Annotated in this window: 21 protein-coding genes; 9 read left to right on the forward strand and 12 right to left on the reverse strand. The window is 43.5% G+C overall.

Annotated elements, in window-relative coordinates:
* Nucleotides 1-33 precede the first annotated feature (33 nt).
* The 8 genes from HQN60_RS03800 to HQN60_RS03835 all read left to right on the forward strand — a co-directional run bounded on the left by HQN60_RS03800 (nucleotide 34) and on the right by HQN60_RS03835 (nucleotide 7,386).
* A complete protein-coding gene (locus HQN60_RS03800) occupies nucleotides 34-843 on the forward strand; it encodes a cytochrome C assembly family protein (RefSeq protein ID WP_173532420.1) in 810 nt (269 codons plus the stop codon).
* Between the two features lie 286 nt (nucleotides 844-1,129).
* The gene (pilB, locus tag HQN60_RS03805; RefSeq protein ID WP_173532421.1) at nucleotides 1,130-2,833 is read left to right on the forward strand and encodes a type IV-A pilus assembly ATPase PilB; all 1,704 of its coding nucleotides are present in this window, start codon (nucleotides 1,130-1,132) and stop codon (nucleotides 2,831-2,833) included.
* Between the two features lie 13 nt (nucleotides 2,834-2,846).
* The gene (locus tag HQN60_RS03810) at nucleotides 2,847-4,070 is read left to right on the forward strand and encodes a type II secretion system F family protein (RefSeq protein WP_173532422.1); all 1,224 of its coding nucleotides are present in this window, start codon (nucleotides 2,847-2,849) and stop codon (nucleotides 4,068-4,070) included.
* Entirely contained in the window at nucleotides 4,063-4,926 is an 864-nt protein-coding gene (locus tag HQN60_RS03815; protein WP_308419425.1) for a prepilin peptidase, read from the forward strand. Before HQN60_RS03810 ends, HQN60_RS03815 begins: the two co-directional genes overlap by 8 nt.
* Nucleotides 4,927-5,541 carry a dephospho-CoA kinase gene (gene coaE / locus HQN60_RS03820; protein ID WP_173532423.1) on the forward strand — a complete coding sequence of 205 codons (615 nt, stop codon included), beginning with the start codon at nucleotides 4,927-4,929 and terminating at the stop codon, nucleotides 5,539-5,541. It abuts the gene before it with no gap.
* A gap of 18 nt (nucleotides 5,542-5,559) precedes the next feature.
* Nucleotides 5,560-6,357, forward strand: a complete 798-nt coding sequence (gene zapD / locus HQN60_RS03825) for a cell division protein ZapD (protein ID WP_254456673.1) — start codon at nucleotides 5,560-5,562, stop codon at nucleotides 6,355-6,357.
* Nucleotides 6,354-6,545 carry a DNA gyrase inhibitor YacG gene (locus HQN60_RS03830; protein WP_173532424.1) on the forward strand — a complete coding sequence of 64 codons (192 nt, stop codon included), beginning with the start codon at nucleotides 6,354-6,356 and terminating at the stop codon, nucleotides 6,543-6,545. Before zapD ends, HQN60_RS03830 begins: the two co-directional genes overlap by 4 nt.
* A gap of 82 nt (nucleotides 6,546-6,627) precedes the next feature.
* Nucleotides 6,628-7,386, forward strand: a complete 759-nt coding sequence (locus tag HQN60_RS03835) for a GNAT family N-acetyltransferase (RefSeq protein ID WP_173532425.1) — start codon at nucleotides 6,628-6,630, stop codon at nucleotides 7,384-7,386.
* 176 nt (nucleotides 7,387-7,562) lie between these two features.
* Here HQN60_RS03835 and HQN60_RS03840 read toward each other — a convergent pair whose 3' ends face one another.
* Nucleotides 7,563-8,303: a symmetrical bis(5'-nucleosyl)-tetraphosphatase gene (locus HQN60_RS03840; protein WP_173532426.1), complete on the reverse strand. Its 741-nt coding sequence runs from the start codon at nucleotides 8,301-8,303 to the stop codon at nucleotides 7,563-7,565.
* 29 nt (nucleotides 8,304-8,332) lie between these two features.
* Between HQN60_RS03840 and HQN60_RS03845 the strand changes: the two genes are divergently transcribed.
* Nucleotides 8,333-9,217 (forward strand): HDOD domain-containing protein, encoded by an 885-nt coding sequence (locus HQN60_RS03845; RefSeq protein ID WP_173532427.1) that lies wholly within the window; start codon nucleotides 8,333-8,335, stop codon nucleotides 9,215-9,217.
* Nucleotides 9,218-9,273: 56 nt separating this feature from the next.
* Here HQN60_RS03845 and rplQ read toward each other — a convergent pair whose 3' ends face one another.
* From rplQ to rplR, 11 genes are all read right to left on the reverse strand, one after another.
* Entirely contained in the window at nucleotides 9,274-9,663 is a 390-nt protein-coding gene (gene rplQ / locus HQN60_RS03850) for a 50S ribosomal protein L17 (protein ID WP_173532428.1), read from the reverse strand.
* Between the two features lie 28 nt (nucleotides 9,664-9,691).
* A complete protein-coding gene (locus HQN60_RS03855; RefSeq protein ID WP_173532429.1) occupies nucleotides 9,692-10,675 on the reverse strand; it encodes a DNA-directed RNA polymerase subunit alpha in 984 nt (327 codons plus the stop codon).
* A 34-nt stretch (nucleotides 10,676-10,709) separates the two neighbouring features.
* The gene (rpsD, locus tag HQN60_RS03860; RefSeq protein ID WP_027469947.1) at nucleotides 10,710-11,333 is read right to left on the reverse strand and encodes a 30S ribosomal protein S4; all 624 of its coding nucleotides are present in this window, start codon (nucleotides 11,331-11,333) and stop codon (nucleotides 10,710-10,712) included.
* A gap of 14 nt (nucleotides 11,334-11,347) precedes the next feature.
* Nucleotides 11,348-11,740 (reverse strand): 30S ribosomal protein S11, encoded by a 393-nt coding sequence (gene rpsK / locus HQN60_RS03865; RefSeq protein ID WP_027469946.1) that lies wholly within the window; start codon nucleotides 11,738-11,740, stop codon nucleotides 11,348-11,350.
* A 15-nt stretch (nucleotides 11,741-11,755) separates the two neighbouring features.
* On the reverse strand, nucleotides 11,756-12,118 hold the full coding sequence (gene rpsM / locus HQN60_RS03870; protein WP_173532430.1) for a 30S ribosomal protein S13: 363 nt from the start codon (nucleotides 12,116-12,118) through the stop codon (nucleotides 11,756-11,758).
* 58 nt (nucleotides 12,119-12,176) lie between these two features.
* Entirely contained in the window at nucleotides 12,177-12,290 is a 114-nt protein-coding gene (gene rpmJ, locus HQN60_RS03875; protein WP_018748524.1) for a 50S ribosomal protein L36, read from the reverse strand.
* 252 nt (nucleotides 12,291-12,542) lie between these two features.
* Nucleotides 12,543-13,847, reverse strand: a complete 1,305-nt coding sequence (secY, locus tag HQN60_RS03880; RefSeq protein WP_173532431.1) for a preprotein translocase subunit SecY — start codon at nucleotides 13,845-13,847, stop codon at nucleotides 12,543-12,545.
* Nucleotides 13,848-13,876: 29 nt separating this feature from the next.
* On the reverse strand, nucleotides 13,877-14,311 hold the full coding sequence (gene rplO, locus HQN60_RS03885; RefSeq protein ID WP_173532432.1) for a 50S ribosomal protein L15: 435 nt from the start codon (nucleotides 14,309-14,311) through the stop codon (nucleotides 13,877-13,879).
* A 1-nt stretch (nucleotide 14,312) separates the two neighbouring features.
* Nucleotides 14,313-14,498 carry a 50S ribosomal protein L30 gene (rpmD, locus tag HQN60_RS03890; protein ID WP_173532433.1) on the reverse strand — a complete coding sequence of 62 codons (186 nt, stop codon included), beginning with the start codon at nucleotides 14,496-14,498 and terminating at the stop codon, nucleotides 14,313-14,315.
* Nucleotides 14,495-15,010 (reverse strand): 30S ribosomal protein S5, encoded by a 516-nt coding sequence (gene rpsE, locus HQN60_RS03895; RefSeq protein WP_173532434.1) that lies wholly within the window; start codon nucleotides 15,008-15,010, stop codon nucleotides 14,495-14,497. Before rpsE ends, rpmD begins: the two co-directional genes overlap by 4 nt.
* Nucleotides 15,011-15,029: 19 nt before the next feature.
* Nucleotides 15,030-15,383 (reverse strand): 50S ribosomal protein L18, encoded by a 354-nt coding sequence (gene rplR, locus HQN60_RS03900; protein ID WP_173532435.1) that lies wholly within the window; start codon nucleotides 15,381-15,383, stop codon nucleotides 15,030-15,032.
* Nucleotides 15,384-15,391 lie beyond the last annotated feature (8 nt).

Consider the following 15,391-nt stretch of genomic DNA (forward strand, 5'->3'; position numbering starts at 1 on the left):
ACTAAACAATTAACTATTTTACCCTGATTTGACGTGCTCACCCTGCTTACCCTATTGACCTTTACTATTTACCTGATCCTCGGCTGGCATTTTTGCCAAATCCGGCTGACAGGGCAAGCGGCTGCACGCCATTTTCCTGAAACAATCTTATTGCTAACGGGACTTTGCATCCACGGCACGGTGATCTTGCTGCCATTTATTAGCAACCAGCAATTACATTTTGGCGCCGCCGAATCTTTATCGCTTACCGCTTGGCTGAGCCTGCTGATTTATATTGTCGGTCGGCAATATTGGCAACTCGATGGCCTAGAACCGCCGTTATTTGCATTTATCAGCTGCTTTATCCTGCTATCGATGCTACTTCCGGCTGGGCATTTGATTACTTATGCACAAAGTACACTATCTCGTAGCCATTTTTTACTGTCGATGCTGGCTCAAGGTTTGATCGTCAACGCAGCAGCCATCGCCATTCTAATGCGTTTTTCCGACCGCAATCTGCATGGCAACAATAGAAAAATACTAGTGCGCACCTTGCCGCCCTTACTGACGCTAGAACAATTACTATTTAGCTGCGTCACACTAGGATTTATTTTATTGAGCGCGGCCCTCATTACGGGTGTTTATTTTTCGGCACAAAATAGTGGTTTATTGCTGACACTCTCACATAAAACTATTTTTGCTTTTATGTCTTGGGGCATTTTTGGTGCGCTGTTAGTCGGCCGAGTATTATATGGCTGGCGTGGACGTTTCGCCGCCAACTGGGCCTTGGCTGGCTTTATCTTATTATTTCTTGGCTATATTGGCACACGTATAGTCTTGGAAGTCTTTATTCAACAGGGCTAAGCATATATACCCCAAGTTAAAGATGGCGCCCCTCTTGCGAGATGACAACTTAGCTTTCGGCGTAAAGAATATACACCGACTCTTTGCTGACTCAGCAATGAAATATCCGCAACTAAAACACAACAAAACTTGAGATTAGACACCCCATTCAAGGCAATGCGAACATCAGCACGTCGTCAATCTATAGACATCTGCTAGACTAGAGTTGTGATTTGAAGAAAAAACAAGATTTCCAGCGAATCTCTAATTACAAAATGACTAACGGCTTTGGAGAAACTCAGCGCTTATGACTGCCCCCCTTATTTCTGGGCTCGCACGGCTTTTGGTGCAGCACGGCCGTTTAATCGAAGCTGATGCCGAAATGCTGCAGACAACCGCAGCCACAAATAAAACCTCGTTCATCGAGCAGTTAATTCAAAGCAAAAAAATGTCGGCGCGAGATATTGCCGATTTTTCATCAAAGACCTTCGGTTACCCCCTTCTCGATCTTGATCGGATTGATCCTAGCTACATTCCACAAGGCGTACTCGATAGCAAGGCCATGCAGGCGCAGCGTCTTGTTCCGCTCTACAAGCGGGGCACTAAATTATTTGTTGGTATCTCTGATATTACCAATATGGCGGCAGTGGAAAACGTACGTTTTCAAACCAATGCCCAAGTCGAACCCATCATTGTCGAAGACCCCAAGCTCGCGGTTTTACTTAATAAACTGCTAGAGGCCAGTGGTGCCAACCTCAAAGATATGGTGATTGATGAGGCCGATTTGGAAATGGCTGGCGGCGACGATGCGCCAGTTCAAGATACCGCGGCCAATCTTGAAATCGATGACGCGCCTGTTGTTAAGTACCTACAAAAAATCTTGATGGATGCCATTAACCAAGGCGCATCGGATATCCACTTTGAACCTTACGAAAAATTTTTCCGCGTTCGTTATCGTGTCGATGGCGTTTTGCGTGAAGTTGCGACGCCGCCACTGGCGATTAAAGAGAAAATTTCCTCCCGTATCAAAGTCATTTCCAAACTCGATATTTCAGAAAAACGCGTCCCACAAGATGGTCGGATGAAACTCGTTTTATCCAAAAGCCGCGCCATTGATTTCCGGGTTTCAACTTTGCCCACCATGCATGGCGAAAAAATCGTTATGCGGATTTTAGATCCATCGTCAGCGACGCTAGGCATTGATGCTCTTGGCTACGACCCAGATCAAAAAGCGACCATTCTCGAGGCCATTCATCGCCCCTATGGCATGGTCTTGGTAACCGGCCCAACTGGCTCAGGTAAAACCGTATCGCTGTATACCTGTTTAAATTTACTCAACAAGCCGGATATCAATATTTCTACAGCGGAAGATCCTTGCGAGATTAACTTGCCTGGCATTAACCAAGTTAACGTGAATGATAAAGCCGGTTTAACATTTTCTGCCGCACTGAAAGCCTTCTTGCGGCAAGATCCTGACATCATCATGGTCGGTGAGATTCGTGATTTAGAGACTGCGGATATTGCGATTAAAGCCGCCCAAACTGGGCATATGGTTTTTTCTACTCTGCATACCAATGATGCACCAACCACGTTAACGCGGATGTTAAATATGGGTATTCAACCCTTTAACATCGCCTCTTCGGTAATCTTGATTACCGCGCAACGTTTGGCGCGTCGACTGTGTAGCTGCAAGCAGCCAGTTGATATACCCACCGAGGCCCTACTTAATGCTGGTTTTGATCAAAGTGATCTTGATGGAACATGGCATAGTTACGGCCCTAATGGCTGTGAAATATGCAAAGACAGCGGCTATAAGGGCCGAGTTGGCATTTATCAAGTGATGCCCATTACTGACGAACTCAATCGCATTATTATGACCAACGGCAATGCCATTGATATTGCCGACCAAGCACGCCGTGAAGGGGTTCTCTCTTTACGTGAAGCGGGCTTAAGAAAAGTAAAACAAGGTCTCACTTCTTTAGAAGAAATTATGGCCGTTACCAACGAATAACAAGGGGGCCCGCATGGCAGTCCAAAAAAAAACAATAGCGGTCAAAGAATTTAATTATCACTGGAAAGGCAAAGATCGCACCGGCAAGGCAGTTAGCGGTGAAATGCGTGCCAGCGGCGAAGCCGTTGTCAAAACCACTTTACGTCGCCAAGGCATCAATATTGCTTCGGTTAAAAAAGTTCGTGTTCCTGCGGGCCGGAAAATCACTGAACTTGATATTGCGATGTTTACGCGGCAATTGGCGACCATGCTCAAATCTGGCGTTCCACTACTCACCGCGTTTGATATCGTCGCCAAAGGCCATGGAAACCCTTCAGTCACCAAGTTATTACTTGATATCAAAACAGATATCGAGACGGGCTCTTCACTCACACAAGCGTTTCGTAAGCATCCGCTGCAATTTGATGCACTGTATTGCAATTTAGTGCAAGCCGGTGAGCAGGCTGGTATTTTGGATGCATTACTCGCTCGACTTGCGACTTACAAAGAAAAAATCCTTGGCGTTAAGAAAAAAATCAAATCAGCGATGTTTTATCCTACCGCTGTGATTGTTGCAGCATTTGTGATTACCGCAGTCATTATGATTTTTGTTATTCCAGCATTTAAAGATTTATTCTCAAGTTTTGGTGCCGACTTACCAGCCCCGACATTGATGGTAATGGCAATGTCTGATTTTTTTGTTTCGTACTGGTTCCTCATCTTTGGCGGTATCTTTGGTGGCTTCTGGCTATTTATGAACGCTTGGCGCCGTTCAGAAGCGATGCAAATTTTTATGGATCGATTGATTCTTAAGCTGCCAATTTTTGGCGAAATCGTCAAAAATGCCACCATTGCCCGCTGGACTCGAACCCTAGCCACCATGTTTGCCGCTGGGGTACCACTGGTTGAATCTCTTGAATCCGTTGGCGGAGCAGCAGGCAACTATATCTACAAAATTGCAACGAAAAAAATTCAGTCTGAAGTGAGCACCGGCACTAGTTTGACGGTTGCAATGCAAAATGCGAATGTGTTTCCCAATATGGTGATGCAAATGACCTCGATTGGCGAAGAATCAGGCTCGCTCGATGCCATGCTCAGCAAAGTCGCAGATTATTACGAGGAAGAAGTCGACAATGCTGTTGAAGCATTATCCAGCTTAATGGAGCCGATCATTATGGTGGTGCTCGGTACTTTGATCGGTGGCTTAGTGGTGGCAATGTATCTGCCTATTTTCAAAATGGGTGCGGCTGTTGGTTAATTTTATGAATTCTTCAATTGAAATTTCTATGTTTATTTTTGCTATTGCTGTATTAGGTTTATTAGTCGGTAGTTTTTTAAATGTCGTCATTCATCGCCTACCGCTGATGATGGAAAGAGAGTTTAAACAAGAATGTGCTGTACTTCTCGACGAACCCACACCAACACCCGCAGCTAAATATAATTTAGTCGTTCCGCGTTCAGCTTGTCCTCAATGTGGGCATCAAATAACTGCACTCGAGAACATTCCAATTCTGAGTTGGCTACTGCTACGTGGGCAATGTGCTCATTGCAAAAACAAAATCAGTGCACGCTACCCACTCGTAGAATTAATGACTGCTTTGATATCAGGCGGGCTGGCTTGGCACTTTGGCTATAGCGCTCCGCTGATTGGCGCTCTAATTCTGGCATGGTTTTTAATCACATTAATCATGATTGATGCCGATACTTACCTACTGCCCGATAGTTTGACATTGCCATTGATTTGGATTGGATTAATTTTCAATAGCTTTAATGTCTTTACCTCACTAGAAAGTGCGGTATATGGCGCAATCGCAGGGTATATGTCTCTTTGGCTCGTATACTGGGCATTTAAGTTAATCACCGGCAAAGAGGGTATGGGCTACGGCGATTTTAAATTACTTGCCGCGCTGGGTGCTTGGTTTGGCTGGAGCATGATCCCAATGATTATTCTATTATCTTCGTTTGCTGGAGCAGCAACCGGCATTGTGATGGTTTTAGGTCAAAACCGAGGATGGAATAAGCCCATGCCATTTGGACCTTATCTCGGCGTTGCCGGCTTACTGGCTTTAATTTGGGGCAAAGATCTATCGCTCATGTTGTATGGAATGGCATAAGTGCACGTTGTTGGCATAACAGGCGGTATTGGCAGTGGCAAAAGTAGCTTCTGCCATGCATTTGTACGCTTAGGCATAACCGTCATTGATACTGACCAACTTGCCCATCAGCTAACGCAAGCCTCTTCAGCAGCGATGCCTGCTATTGTGGCGGAATTTGGAAAATCTGCGATACAAGCTGATGGTGCACTTAATCGGACTTGGATGCGGCAACATATTTTTTCCAACCCGAGCGGCAAACAAACCTTAGAAAAAATACTCCATCCTCTCATTTATAAAATGGCCGCAGAGTTAATTAAAAATGAGCCACCCGAACAAGCATATTGCATCCTGGCGGTTCCTTTATTATTTGAAACTCAATTATTTCTTCGCCTGATTGACTATTCTATTGCCATCGATTGTGAAGAACATTTACAGATTGAACGCGTTAAATCTAGAAGTCACTTATCTGAAACTGAAATCAGACAAATCATGGCCACTCAAATGAGCCGTGAGCAGCGAAACCAATATGCCGATGAAGTTCTGCGCAATGATGGAACACTGCAGGATATCGATGCAAAAGTGTCGCAGACACATGATTTTTTGCTGCAAAAGTTTAAATTAATCAAACAATAGGTTTTCAAATTGTAGTGTATGCTGCAAAATTGCGAATCTTTACCGGACCTATGCATTGTGATCAGTTACGAATTTCCGATCAATGAGAGAATACGAACCCTTCTTCGGCTCGAAGATCTCTATGTCCGCACCGAAGAGTTCGCTTCGCGCGAGCAACCGACTGATCATCACATGGCTCTACTTGGTATTTTCGAAATTATGGAAGTGGCTAGTCGAGCGGATTTAAAGTCTGATTTACTGCAAGAATTAGAACGGCAGCGCCAAACACTACTCGCATTGCGCAATAATCCTCATATTTCTGAAGATGCTTTAGATCGAGTATTATTGGATATCGAATCTACCCATGCTCGCCTTTTGAATATGACCGGTAAATTAGGGCAATATCTGCGTGAAAACGAATGGCTAATGGCAATTAAGCAGCGCAGCTCTATTCCTGGTGGCGTTTGTGAGTTTGATTTACCTTCTTATCACTATTGGCGCACCCAAGCAGCAGAACGCAGGAAAAATGATTTAGCACGTTGGCTAAATCCATTAATGCCAATTAAGCAGGGCTTAGATATTGTACTAAAATTGCTGCGCGACTCTGCCAAATCAAGCCACTTTGTTGCGAAGTCAGGTTCATTTCAGCAAATGTCGGGCGGGAAAACCGTTCAGCTACTCAAAGTGAGTTTAAATAACGACTTACCAGCCATACCTGAGCTTTCAGCCAATCGCTATGCGATTAATATTAGATTCGTAGTGCCAAGTACCAGCGGTGAAAGAGCTAAAGTCATTGATAGTGATGTATCGTTTACTCTGGCATATTGTAATTTATGAAAAAAATAATTAAATGCCCTTCCTGTGGGCTGAGTACGCCTTATTCTACTGATAATCCCTTTCGCCCTTTTTGTTCTGAACGCTGCAAGCTCGTTGATTTAGGCGCATGGGCAACTGAAACGTATCGGGTTCCGGATGAATCCACCCCTCCCGACTTTGAAGTTGATTTATTTAAAAATTCTGACTAGATCGTAATCACAAATTCATCCATTTATCACAGCGGTGTAATATGAGGCTAGTAATTTAAACTCTCCATTTAGGAGAGTTAATATGCACCTCGAAAATAGATTTTCTAGTCATGACAAACAAAATAGAAAATTAACCGTTTCCATCGCCAATAATCAAGATACGATCAAAGCGGCTCAAGTACTGCGCTATAAAGTATTCGTTGAGGAAATGGGCGCACAACTGCCAAATAATTCAAGTGGACTCGATCGCGATCTATTTGATGATTATTGCGATCACCTTATTGCCCACGATGAAAACACCGGTGAAGTTGTCGGCACTTACCGCATACTCCCCCCTCACCAAGCAAGAAAAGTAGGCAGTTACTACTCAGACACCGAGTTTGATTTAACACGACTTCAACATATCCGACCACAACTCGTGGAATTAGGCCGCAGTTGCGTCCACCCAAAATATAGAAATGGTGCCACCATTACATTGCTATGGGCTGGACTAGCAAAATACATGGCAGAAAACCAATACCAATATATGATTGGCTGTGCCAGTGTATCCCTCATTGACAATGGGCATACTGCGATTAATTTGTATCAACAAATCGCCAAAAAATCACTAGCCCCTATAGAGTGGCGTGTTTTTCCAAGAATGCCACTGCCAACACCGCAACAACATCATTACAATCATGTAGAAGTACCGGCACTTATAAAAGGCTATCTAAGAGCAGGTGCAATGATTTGTGGAGAGCCTGCTTGGGATCCAACATTTAATACAGCTGACTTTTTAATGTTGCTACCTACAAAACAACTCAGCGAACGATATGCACAACATTTTTCCATACGAAAATAAGGAAGCAGCCATAACACAGGTGAAGATAGAAAATATGAGGTCGAGACTTGAATTCGACTTTTGCTTCACCCCAATAAAAGAACGCAAATATAAATTTAAAACTTAATCAAAAAGAGATTGGCAATCATGCTCAGCTGGCACTTGATATAAACGGCCATCATCTAAGCATAACGCTGTTAGTTGCCCCCCCAAATGCAACCCGTATCCAAGCAAGCAAATTGTTGATTAACCATTAAGCCAAGGGTAGACCAATGTCCAAACACGATTCGTTTTGAAATATCAGACTGAACCATATACCACGGCGTTAACTGACTAGGGGTGTCTACAATTTCCCCTTTATATTTAAATTCTAAAGCTAAGCGATCCAGCATACGCATTCTTGTAAATGAGTTAATGCCAAATCGAAATTCAGAATCTGCTGTAAAAGCAGCATCCCATGTCGTGGGTGTATTCCCATACATGATCTGTAGCCAATTATGGTAACCATCCGATGATAAATTTTTGCTGCAATTCTCAGCAATACGCAATGAGTCAACTATAGAAATGGTGGGATTTATTCCAGCATGACATATAAAACAATCTGGCAAGTCAATTATCAATGGTTGTGTTCTTAACCAGTGAAGCAAATCATCCACATCGGGTGCATTTAATATTGCATCAAGTGTATCGAGCTCTTTTACTTTTGACACCCCTGCCCAGCAAGCTAATAAATGTAGGTCATGATTGCCAAGAACAATTTCTATAGCCGGCGAGTGTGATTTAACTAATCGCAAAACTTCCAATGACTGAGGTCCGCGATTGACCAGGTCACCAACAAGATATACTTTGTCAGAACTTGGATTAAACTGGATAAGAGAGAGCAAGGAACAGAACTCAGAATAGCACCCTTGTATATCACCAATAGCATAGCGTGCCATATAAAACTGCCTTTAAAATGAACAAGGTAATGATGCAGAATAATCCGAAAAATTTAGCTGGCTGGATCAACATCATCAGTCATGTTGAAATCCCAATACTTGCTAGCACTAAAGAACAAATTACTAAATTACGTAGCAATATGGATTGCATTGATCTACGTGATCTAGCATATGTAATCGGGCACGACCCATTATTAAGTTTGAAAATGCTAAAGTATCAAGTGAATCGGCGGAGTCACCAGCAAGTAACAGACATCACGAACATTGAAAAAGTACTTCTAATGATTGGGATTAAAGAGTTTTTTGAAATTATACGTGACTGCCCAATTTTAGAAGAAGAATTATCCCAAAATACTGACACATTACAAACCTGCTTAAAAACTTGTGCCAGAGCATATTATGCTGCACAGCTTGCAGAAACCATGAGTAAATCTAGGCGGGATATAGACCCAAAAGAAATCATTACTGCCGCTTTATTACATGAAACTGCAGAGATTTTATTATGGCTAGCCGCCCCTGAGTTAATGATCAAAATTAGAGATTCATTAAAAAACAATCCAGAAATTAGAAGCAAATCAATCCAAAAAGAAATTTTAGGTTGCACTGTAAATGAATTACAGCAAGAGCTAATCACCCACTGGCATTTACCTAAGATATTGCTACATTTGATAGATGAAAGCTATGTAAATGATCCACGAGTTCTCTTAGTACTAGTTTCAACATCAATCGCAAGACATACTGAATGGAGTTGGAATCGAGAACTAAACTATATAGATATCGAAAAATGTGCTCAGATTTTGCACATTAGTAATGATGAAGCACACACTATAATCGTTAATACAGCACTTAGAACCGCTAAAGAATGGAAATGGTATCAAGTAGAAACAGCTGCAGCTAGAATCATTGAATATTAAATTCGATCAAATAAAAAAAAGGCCAACAAAGTTGGCCTTTTTTTTTAAAAACTATTTTATTCAGCAGCGTCTACAGCTTCAGCTTCTTCTGGGCGATCGACAAGTTCAACATATGCCATAGGAGCATTGTCACCTTGACGGAAGCCGCACTTCAAGATACGAAGGTAGCCACCGTTACGCGTTGCGTAACGTGGGCCTAGAATATCAAATAATTTAACTACAACTTCACGATCACGAGTACGGTCAAAAGCCAAGCGACGATTAGCCAAACAAGGTTTTTTACCTAAAGTAATCAACGGCTCTGCAACACGGCGTAATTCTTTTGCCTTTGGTAGAGTCGTTTTAATAACTTCATGCTTTAGCAACGAGTTAGCCAAGTTGCGAAGCATAGCAAGACGATGACTTGTCGTGCGATTCAGTTTACGATTAGAAAGACGGTGACGCATTTGTCAGTTCCTTTACTAGTGCCGGACTTCAAGGCTTATCTAAGCCAGCCGGAGGCCAGTTTTCTAGGCGCATGCCGAGGCTAAGGCCCTTCGAAGCTAGCACTTCTTTGATCTCATTCAACGATTTACGACCCAAATTCGGAGCTTTTAACAACTCAGTTTCTGTTCGCTGAATCAGATCGCCAATGTAATAGATGTTTTCCGCTTTGAGGCAATTTGCCGAACGAACTGTCAATTCAAGATCATCTACCGGACGTAACAAGATAGGATCTATAGTAATCGTAGGTTCTGCAACTGTAACTTCTGGCGTACCTTCCAAGTCAGCAAATACGCCGAGCTGGTCAATCAACATCCGAGCGGCTTGGCGAACTGCCTCATCCGGCTCAATCACGCCATTAGTTTCAATGTCGATAATCAAGCGGTCAAGATCGGTACGCTGTTCGACACGAGCACTCTCTACATGATAACTAACACGGCGAATTGGACTGAATGAAGCATCCAGCATAACCGTACCAATGGTACGACCCTCTTCTTTATTCAATCGAGCAGGAGCAGGTTGATAACCGCGACCTTTTTCGACTGTAATTTCCATGTTTAACTTACCACCAGCAGAAAGATGAGCAATCACATGTTCTGGATTGATCACTTCGACATCATGCGGCAGCTGGATGTCGGACGCCGTTACGATACCCTCACCCTCTTTAGAAAGGGTGAGAGTAACAGAGTCCCGACCATGCAGCTTGAGCACAACGCCTTTAAGGTTCAACAGGATGTCAACGACATCTTCCTGTACACCATCCAGCGCGGAGTATTCATGCACAACACCTTCAATCTTTACTTCTGTCGGAGCAAAGCCCGGCATAGAAGAAAGCAAAATTCGGCGTAGTGCATTACCGAGCGTATGGCCATAACCACGCTCAAAAGGCTCCATTACGACTTTAGCATGTGCCGTAGCAACAGTCTGTACGTCAATAATGCGCGGTTTGAGCAAGTCGTTTGCGTTGATTTGCATAAGTCAGTATCCCTTGCCTTAGCGGGTCAGGTTATTACTTGGAATAGAATTCCACCACTAACGATTCATTAATATCGCTAGATAGATCGGAACGCTCTGGCATATTTTTAAATACACCTTCCATTTTCTTAGAATCAACCTGTACCCAATTTGGGAAACCAATACCTTCAGCAAGAGAGAGAGCCTCTTGAATACGTACTTGCTTCTTAGACTTCTCACGCACAGCAACCACATCGCCAGCTTTCACTTGGAAAGAAGGAATGTTTACAGGTTTGCCATTTACAGTGATTGCTTTATGGGAAACTAGTTGACGAGATTCAGAACGAGTCGAACCGTAGCCCATGCGATAAACAACATTATCGAGACGACTTTCGAGAAGTTTCAACAGATTTTCACCTGTAGAACCTTTACGACGAGCCGCTTCATGGAAATAACCACGGAACTGACGTTCTAGAACGCCGTAAATACGACGGATCTTTTGCTTTTCACGCAGGTGAACGCCGTAGTCCGACTGACGCGTATTTTTCTTCGCGCCATGCTGGCCTGGGGCTTGTTCCAGCTTGCATTTGCTATCGAGCGAACGACGCGCGCTCTTCAAGAACAGATCCGTTCCTTCGCGGCGTGCGAGTTTGCACTTAGGTCCAATATAACGAGCCATTTCTTACTCCAGAATTAGATACGACGCTTCTTCGGCGGACGGCAGCCGTTGTGCGGAACAGGCGTCACATCCGAGATACTGGTGATCTTGAAACCAAGAGCGTTCAATGCACGCACTGCAGATTCACGACCTGGACCCGGACCCTTGATACGAACTTCGAGGTTCTTAACACCATATTCTTGGGCAACTTTACCAGCAGCTTCTGCCGCAACCTGTGCAGCAAAAGGTGTACTTTTACGAGAGCCCTTGAAACCAGCACCGCCCGAGGTAGCCCAAGATAAAGCATTGCCTTGGCGATCAGTGATGGTAATGATCGTGTTATTGAAAGACGCGTGAACGTGCACGATACCTTCAGACACGCTCTTCTTGACTTTCTTACGTACACGAGCTGTGTTTGCTTTAGCCATAATTTATGTCCTTAATTACTTCTTGCCAGCGATAGCCTTGCGCGGACCCTTACGAGTACGTGCATTGGTTTTCGTACGCTGACCGCGACAAGGTAAGCCTTTACGATGACGTAAGCCACGGTAACAACCAAGATCCATAAGACGCTTGATGTTCATGGTTACTTCACGACGTAGATCACCTTCAATAGTGAACTTGCCTACTTCGTCACGCAATTTTTCAAGTTCAACATCACTGAGATCTTTTACCTTCTTGCTTGGCTCAATTTCAGTAATAGCACAAATCGCTTTAGCGCGAGTTTGACCAATACCAAAAATAGCCTGAAGGCCGATCACAGTATGCTGATGATTGGGAATATTAACCCCAGCAATACGGGCCATACTTCTTACCCCAGGTTAAAAAGTGGTGGATCTTAACACCAATAGCCGATTGACTCAATCAGCCTTGACGTTGCTTATGCCGCGGGTCTGTACAAATTACGCGTACAACACGGTTGCGACGAATAATTTTGCAGTTACGGCAGATTTTCTTGACCGATGCCTGAACTCTCATGGTCTATCCTTTACGATCAAAGTAAAATTTCAACTTGTAAGTTGAAATACAATACAATTCCTGTTTCAGCAGTTGTGAATAAATTCGCAACCGCCCACCCAAGAGGGAATGAATAATATAGCATCCAATACAATCTGGGAAGCAAAACAAGAGCCGCATGTCTGAATTAGGACAAATTCTCAGTACAATACAAATTGTACTGAGAATATATCCAACCATTAAAATGACACTTGCACATAAAATGCAAATTAATTAACCCTTGAAGTTCGCCTTCTTCAACAGACCTTCATACTGATGTGACAGAACATAAGACTGCAACTGAGCCATAAAGTCCATAGTAACAACCACCAAGATAAGCAACGAAGTGCCACCAAAGTAGAATGGAACATTCCATTTCAGAATCAGAAACTCAGGGATCAAGCAAATGATAGTGATGTAAACAGCACCGATCAATGTCAATCTTAGTATTAACTTCTCAACATATTTTGCAGTATGCTCACCAGGACGATATCCAGGCACCATAGCACCACTCTTCTTTAAATTATCTGCAGTTTCTCTTGGACTAAATACTAATGCCGTATAGAAAAAACAGAAGAAGATGATTGCAGCAGCATAAAACAAAACATACAACGGCTGGCCAGGATGCAACATGTCACCCAAGGACTTAAGCCAAGTCAATTTTTCACCATTCCCAGTCCAAGATAAAACAGTCGCTGGAAATAAAATAATTGAAGAGGCAAAAATTGGTGGGATAACACCAGCCATATTAATTTTCAGTGGCAAGAACGAACTTTGCGCCTGCATCAACCGATTACCAACCTGTCTTTTTGCATATTGAATCGGCACCTTACGCTGCCCACGCTCAACAAAAACAACCACAGCGGTTAGCAAAATAACGCCTACAAACAAGAACAACACCAATAAAATTGGTAGCGAACCTTGACTTGATAACGTTAAAGTTTTTGCAATTGCAGAAGGAACGCCAGCGGCAATACCGGCACAAATTAGGATAGAAATACCATTCCCCAATCCGCGTTCAGTAATTTGCTCACCCAGCCACATCAAAAACATTGTTCCAGTAACCAAAGAAATCATTGTTACAGCAACAAACATTCCTTGATCCATAACAACCAAATTAGGCTGTCGGAACAACATCATTGAAATACCAAAACTTTGTGCCGAAGCCAAAAGAACAGTAAAATAACGAGTGTACTGTGTAAGCTTTCGCTTACCCGACTCACCCTCTTTCTTCAACTGTTTTAGGGATGGCAACACTTCACCGGCCAGCTGAACAATGATCGATGCCGAGATATAAGGCATGATACCAATCGCAAATACAGTAAAGCGCGATAAAGCTCCACCTGAAAACATGTTAAACATGTTTAACAAGCCAGTTTGTGACGATTGGAACAAGTTCGCCAGCTCAACCGGATTAATACCCGGTACTGGAATATGTGCGCCAATACGATATACGATCAGCGCACCTACAACGAACCAGATCCGTTTTTTAAGATCAGCAAATTTACTTGCTGAGCCAGCCAAAGCGGGATTTGCCACGTTCTGCCCTATCCTGTTGATTTACAACATTACTCGCTAATAGAACCGCCAGCAGCCTCGATTGCAGCCTTAGCACCCTTGGTTACGCCCAAACCTTTAACAGTTACGGCGCGCTCGATGGTACCAGACAGTACAACTTTGCAAGTCAAAGAATGCTGAGAAATCAAACCAGCCTGAATTAGACTTAATAAGTCAACTTCGCCGATTGGCAAAGCATTTAATTCAGACAATGTAATTTCAGCATTCTTGCCTTTAGCAAGAGATACAAAACCACGTTTCGGCAAACGGCGTTGCAAAGGCATTTGACCGCCTTCAAAACCAACTTTATGGAAGCCGCCAGTACGGGACTTCTGTCCCTTATGACCACGACCACAAGTCTTGCCCAAACCAGAACCGATACCACGACCAACACGCTTAGCAGCATGCTTTGCGCCGGCACCAGGAGTTAGGTTATTGAGTTGCATATTAACCCTCCACCTTTAGCAAGTAGCTGATTTTATTAACCATGCCACGATTTTCTGGCGTATCGATTACAACAGATGAACTGTTCATACGACGCAAGCCCAAACCACGAGCACAAGCTTTATGAGCCTCAAGACGACCAATCAAGCTTTTAACCAGAGTCACCTTAATTGTTTTAACGTCGCTCATTGCGCACCCCCAAGAATCTCTTCAACTGTTTTGCCACGTTTAGCAGCAATATCAGAAGGGGTGTGTAATTTAGCCAATCCATCCAACGTCGCGCGAACGATATTATATGGATTAGTTGAGCCATGGCATTTTGCAGTAATGTTATGAATACCCATTACTTCAAAAACAGCGCGCATAGGACCACCAGCAATAATACCAGTACCTTCTGGGGCTGGCTGCATAAACACGGTTGTTGCTCCGTGCTTACCAAATACAGTGTGTTGCACTGTACCATTACGCAGACTAACTTTTACCATTTTACGGCGAGCTTCTTCCATTGCTTTCTGTACAGCTACCGGCACTTCTTTCGATTTGCCTTTACCCATACCAACACTACCGTCACCATTACCAACAACGGTTAGTGCTGCGAAACCAAGGATACGACCACCCTTCACTACTTTGGTTACGCGATTAACGCTAACCATTTTTTCGAGTAGACCGTCCTTGACTTCTTCTCTTTCGTTCTTAGCCATTATTCAACTCCAAACTCAATTAGAAGGCCAGGCCAGCTTCACGAGCAGCATCAGCCAACGCTTTCACGCGACCATGGTACTGGAAACCGGAACGGTCAAAAGCAACTGATTCAATACCAGCGGCCTTAGCACGTTCAGCAATCAACTTACCAACAGCGGTTGCACCAGCAACACTGCCACCATTTTTAACTTCAGCACGCAACCCTGCTTCCAAGGTATTAGCTGAAGCCAAAACATTACCGCCCGTTGCATCAATAATTTGGGCGTACATATGGCTATTGGTACGATGGACCGACAAGCGCACAACCTTGAGCTCCGCAATCTTGGCACGGGTTTTACGTGCACGGCGAAGTCTACTTTGATTCTTATCCATGATTCAGC

The sequence above is a fragment of the Deefgea piscis genome, from assembly GCF_013284055.1.
Taxonomy (GTDB): Bacteria; Pseudomonadota; Gammaproteobacteria; order Burkholderiales; family Chitinibacteraceae; genus Deefgea; species Deefgea piscis.